This window comes from Pseudomonas sp. 39004 (assembly GCF_028682155.1).
Lineage (GTDB): Bacteria > Pseudomonadota > Gammaproteobacteria > Pseudomonadales > Pseudomonadaceae > Aquipseudomonas > Aquipseudomonas capeferrum.
In genome coordinates, this window is record NZ_JANIAG010000276.1 from 1 (window position 1) to 4,435 (window position 4,435).

Genomic DNA, 4,435 nt, shown 5'->3' on the forward strand with positions numbered 1-4,435 from the left:
CATAGCAGCCTCACTTCCCCAACATTCCGTGAAGAACCATAAAAAAGCCGAGGACATCCTGGCCTCAGTCGCTCGTGCGGCACGGGCCTTGAGCAATTTTCATTGGTACTTCTGAAAACACCGCACTAGGGTAAGCAGCAGTAATCACGCCTCATCAGATGCACTGTTAGCCTTCGCCCGATTCACCTTCCAAGGCAACGCCGGCTGAGCACGTACTTTCTTGTATTTTCCCCTTGCAAACATGTACGTCTGCAGCTCCATGAAATGACGGCTACGACCAGACAGCTCGTACGTAATCAGGAATACCATCAGTGGCTTGTCCGCGTCCTGCCATTGCGTGTGGATTCGCTCCAACGTGAGCGCAATGTCTTCGATCCTGCTATAGCCGATAAAGGTCTGGAACACTGCTTTGCCGGCGCGCTCAAGCAGCTTGGAAATCTCATTGATATCCGTATGTGCCCGTTTCCATTCCCACTCGACGAACGAAAGTGTGTCGCCTTCTGGATACCGCAGCACAGCGTCGGTGCGTCCACCTTGTTCAAACAACGCCCTTGCGCCAAGAAGCGTTGCGCACTGACGCACTACCAATCCAAGGTGAATTGTCCAGTCGGCGCGCCCCGCTAGATCGTTTGCCTCGGTAACCGGAAAATCGCGGTACCACAAACAGTTGAATAGCGTAATGAAATCCCGTTCGACTCGCTTCATAACCGTTCTCATCGTTGTGTATGACTCAACGAGCTTTAACGGCTGTCAGGGTGAAATGTTGAGCGTGAATAGCCATGCTCCATCATCCTCCCTGCCTTGCACGCTACGGTTTTGTTTCCCTGTGCATTCGTACAAAACAATGGGACGTTTCCCACAACCAAGAACCTTGCCCTACCTGAAACGAGGCGATAAATTCCCCAAGTCGCGGCAAATTCCGTGACCGGGCGTAGGAACCCGTTGGTAAACTTGGCGCATGCACTAGGCGCCCCTGCACCACAGCTGGCGCTTTTTTTGTGCCTGCCGTGCTGTGTCATGGCGGCTGTGTGTGGGCAGGCTTCGGCCTGGCCGGGTTCCAAGTTTCCCGGTATTCCTACCCCATGCACAGCTGCCACCCAATCCCGTAGGAAGGATCGTGGCAGCTCCAATTAAAACTTGGAGTCTCATGCATGCTCACCTTAAATCCATCAAGGATCCTCGCATTCGTTCTCCGCCGCCGCCCCGCGCCGGCCCGCAACCCCCACCGTTTCTACCCCATCGACACCCAATCCTGCGCCACCTCCACCCCCCAGGAGGCCCCCCATGACTGACCACGAACGCCTCACCACCATCCAAAGCTACGCCTGGACCCTCGAGCTGCTAGGCGAGGCCTTGGTGCAGCACGACGAGATGCTGGAGTGCGAACACAACCCGCAGCTGAGCTTTCGCAACACGGCTGGTATCCATCAGGCGATTCGGATTATCAGCCGGTTGGCCAGTGAGCAGTGTGGGAAGGTGATGGAGCTGAAGGGGCAGGATCCGGGCGATTAGTTGGCCCGGTGCAAGCGGGCTTACCCGCGAAGCAGGCACTGTGGTGGATGGCACGGGCTTCGCCCGTGTTCGCGGGGCAAGCCCGCTCCCACGGGGGGCATGGCTGTTTTGGAAGTTTGAGCAAGGCAGTTGTGCCCACCAAGGCCAGCCTGGGTCTTCGTGTATTCCAGGCTGGCACCGCTATCAGAAGTCCCAGCGGGTCGTAACCATGACGTTGCGCGGTTCGCCGTAGATGGCCGAGTTATAGAAGCCGACGTTGGTGTAGTAGTACTTGTCGAAGAGGTTGTTGACGTTAAGCGTCGCCGACAGGTTCTGCGTGATCTGGTAGCGGGTCATCAGGTCCACCACCCAGTACGATTCCTGGGTGATGTCCTCGTTCACGCCTTTGGGGTTGTTCCAGATCTGCTGCCAGGCCTTGTTCTGCCAGCGTGCGCCACCGCCAAGGGTGATTTTGTCCAGGTCGCCGGTGAGCTTGTAGGTGGTGTAGAGGCTGAACTGGTCTCGGGCTCGAAGGTCGAGAGCTTCACGTCGTTGCTGTCGCGCACCACCTTGTGGGTGTAGCCGCCTTGCACCTGCCAGCCTGGGGCCAGTTCGCCGGACACTTCCAGCTCGTAGCCCTTGGTGGTCGCCTTGCTGCCCTTGAACGCGTAGTTGGATGGGGTAGGTGTCAGGTTGTTGTAGGCGTCGTCCGGCACCGAGCGGTTGGTTTCCTTGACCTCGAAGTAGGCCAGGCTGGCGTTCAGGCGGCCGTCGAAGAACTCGCCCTTGACCCCGATTTCGTAGTTCTCGCCTTCATCCGGCTCGATCAGTTTGTTGTCGCGGTCGCGGTTGTAGTTTTCTTGCGGCATGAACACGTCGGTGTAGCTGGCGTAGACCGAGAAGTTTTCATTCAGGTCGTAGATGGCGCCAGCATAGGGAATGAAGCGTCCGGACTCGGTGTAGGTCGGGGTCAGGCCGGTCAGGCTGTAGTTGACCACGCGGCCGCCCAGCAGCACTTTCAGGTCGTCGGTGACGTTCAGACGGGTGGTGAGGTAGACGCCGGTCTGGCGGATCACGTCGTCGGTGCGCTGCGACACCGGCCCCCAGTCGGGCTTGGGCAGGTTGCCGTGCCAGTTGTTGTAGTCCACGCGGTTGGGTACCGAGAAGGTTTCGTCCCAGTAACCCTTGCCATCCCAGTGGGCCTTGCTGATGGAGCCGCCGAGCACCAGGTCGTGCTCGCGGCCGAGCATGCTGAACGGGCCGCTGACATACAGGTCGGCCGAGTCGCTGGTGGTGTCGCCCTTGTAGCGTTGCGCGTTGATTTCGGCGCTGCCGTCGGGCTGCGGCTGGTCGAACTGGATGGCGCCCATCTGCGCGTCATAGCCGTTGTACTTGTGGTCCAGTTGCAGCTTGGTCACCCAGCCGTCGCCCATGTCGTGCTCCAGCGTGGCGAAGACCGTGCGGGTGTACTGCTGCCAGCTGCTCCAGTCGGTTGCGTTGCTGAACGAGCGCTTGGCGTCGTTGCGCTCGCCCTTGGAATTGAGCAGCGGGAAGCTGCCGGACCAGGTGGAACCCTTGGGGTCGTTGTCCTGGTAGTCGGCGCCCACGGTCAGCAGCGTATCGGGCGACAGGTCGAACTCGACGATGCCGTAGAACACCGAGTTCTGGCTCGAATAGCGGTCGATGAACGAGTGCTTGTCCTGGTAGGCAACCACGGCCCGGCCGCGGACGTTGCCGGTTTCGGTCAGCGGGCCGCTGACATCCAGTTCGCTGCGGTAGTTGTCCCACGAGCCCGCGCCCAGGGTGGCGTGGCCCTGGAAGTCGGCGGTGGGCTTTTTGCGTACCAGGTTGATGGTACCGCCCAGCGAGCCGGCGCCGCTGAGCAGGCCGGAGGCGCCCTTGAGCACTTCGATGCGGTCGTAGATGGCCATGTCGCTCAGGGTGTTGCCGGCTGAGTAGGCGACGTTGCGCACGGCGGAGGGGATGCCGTCGTACTGGAAGTTGTTGATCGAGAAACCGCGGGAATAGTAGTTGGTCCGGTCCGTGTCGTAGGCCGACACGGTGATGCCCGGGGTGTGGCGCATCACCGCGTCGACACTGTTGAGGGCAAAGTCATCCATGTGCTGGCGCGTGACCACGCTGATCGACTGCGGGGTTTCCCTGGGTTTGAGTACCAGGCGGGTGGCCGTGGCGATGGTGCCGGGCGTGTAAGAGCCGGTGCCTTCGGTGACGGTGCCCAGCTGGTTGCTGATGACGTTGGTCGCCTCCAGCTCCAGGGCGCCACCGCTGCCCGCTGCGACCTCCACCGTGTAGTTGCCACCGCTATTGAATGCGCGAAGGCCGGTACCGGCCAGCAACTGGGCCAGGCCATCTGCAACGGAATAGCTGCCGTTCAGGCCAGCGCTGCGCTTGCCGGCGGTGAGCTGGGCATCGGCAGAAAGCAAGATACCGGCCTCGCTCGCGAAGCGGTTCAGCGCCTGGTCCAGGCCGCCAGCGGGGATGGCGTAGCTGTGTGTTTGCTCGCTGGCGTCAGCCGGTGCTGCGGGCAGTGCAAGCAGCAGTGGGCTGGTGCAGAGCAAGCCGGCAAACAGGCTGCGGCGCACCGCAAGGCTCAGTCGAGAACAGGTGGTTGTGGGCAGATACGGCACTCTTGACGTTCCTCTTGAGAATGCTTCTTGGTTGGATTCAAGAGGTATCCCGGACAAGTCGGCAAAACCGACAAGGGGTAGCAGCATTTTTTTGGGTGGGTTGTGGATGACTGGAGATTGTATTTGGGGCGACCGGGTGCCTGGCTTGGTATTTTTAGGGGGCCGAAGATCGAGCGCCGCCCGCGCGGCGCATCGCGAGCTAGCTCGCTCCTACATTTGTTTCGGCCAGTCACGCCTGTGCCTGAGCGCGCGACCGCCTTGTTTGTCCGACGCGATATTGAGGCGGGCACCAAAGG

2 protein-coding genes and 1 pseudogene are annotated in these 4,435 nt (G+C 60.5%); 1 reads left to right on the top strand and 2 read right to left on the bottom strand.

The features are described 5' to 3' along the window. Positions 1-144 precede the first annotated feature (144 nt). A complete protein-coding gene (locus NP534_RS25845; RefSeq protein ID WP_274100607.1) occupies positions 145-705 on the bottom strand; it encodes a hypothetical protein in 561 nt (186 codons plus the stop codon). A gap of 579 nt (positions 706-1,284) precedes the next feature. On the opposite strand from NP534_RS25845, the gene NP534_RS25850 reads away from it, so the two are divergent. Then, entirely contained in the window at positions 1,285-1,512 is a 228-nt protein-coding gene (locus tag NP534_RS25850) for a hypothetical protein (protein ID WP_274100608.1), read from the top strand. A 183-nt stretch (positions 1,513-1,695) separates the two neighbouring features. Here NP534_RS25850 and NP534_RS25855 read toward each other — a convergent pair. Next, positions 1,696-4,130 (bottom strand): annotated as a pseudogene (locus NP534_RS25855) (TonB-dependent siderophore receptor). Between the last annotated feature and the right edge of the window lie 305 nt (positions 4,131-4,435).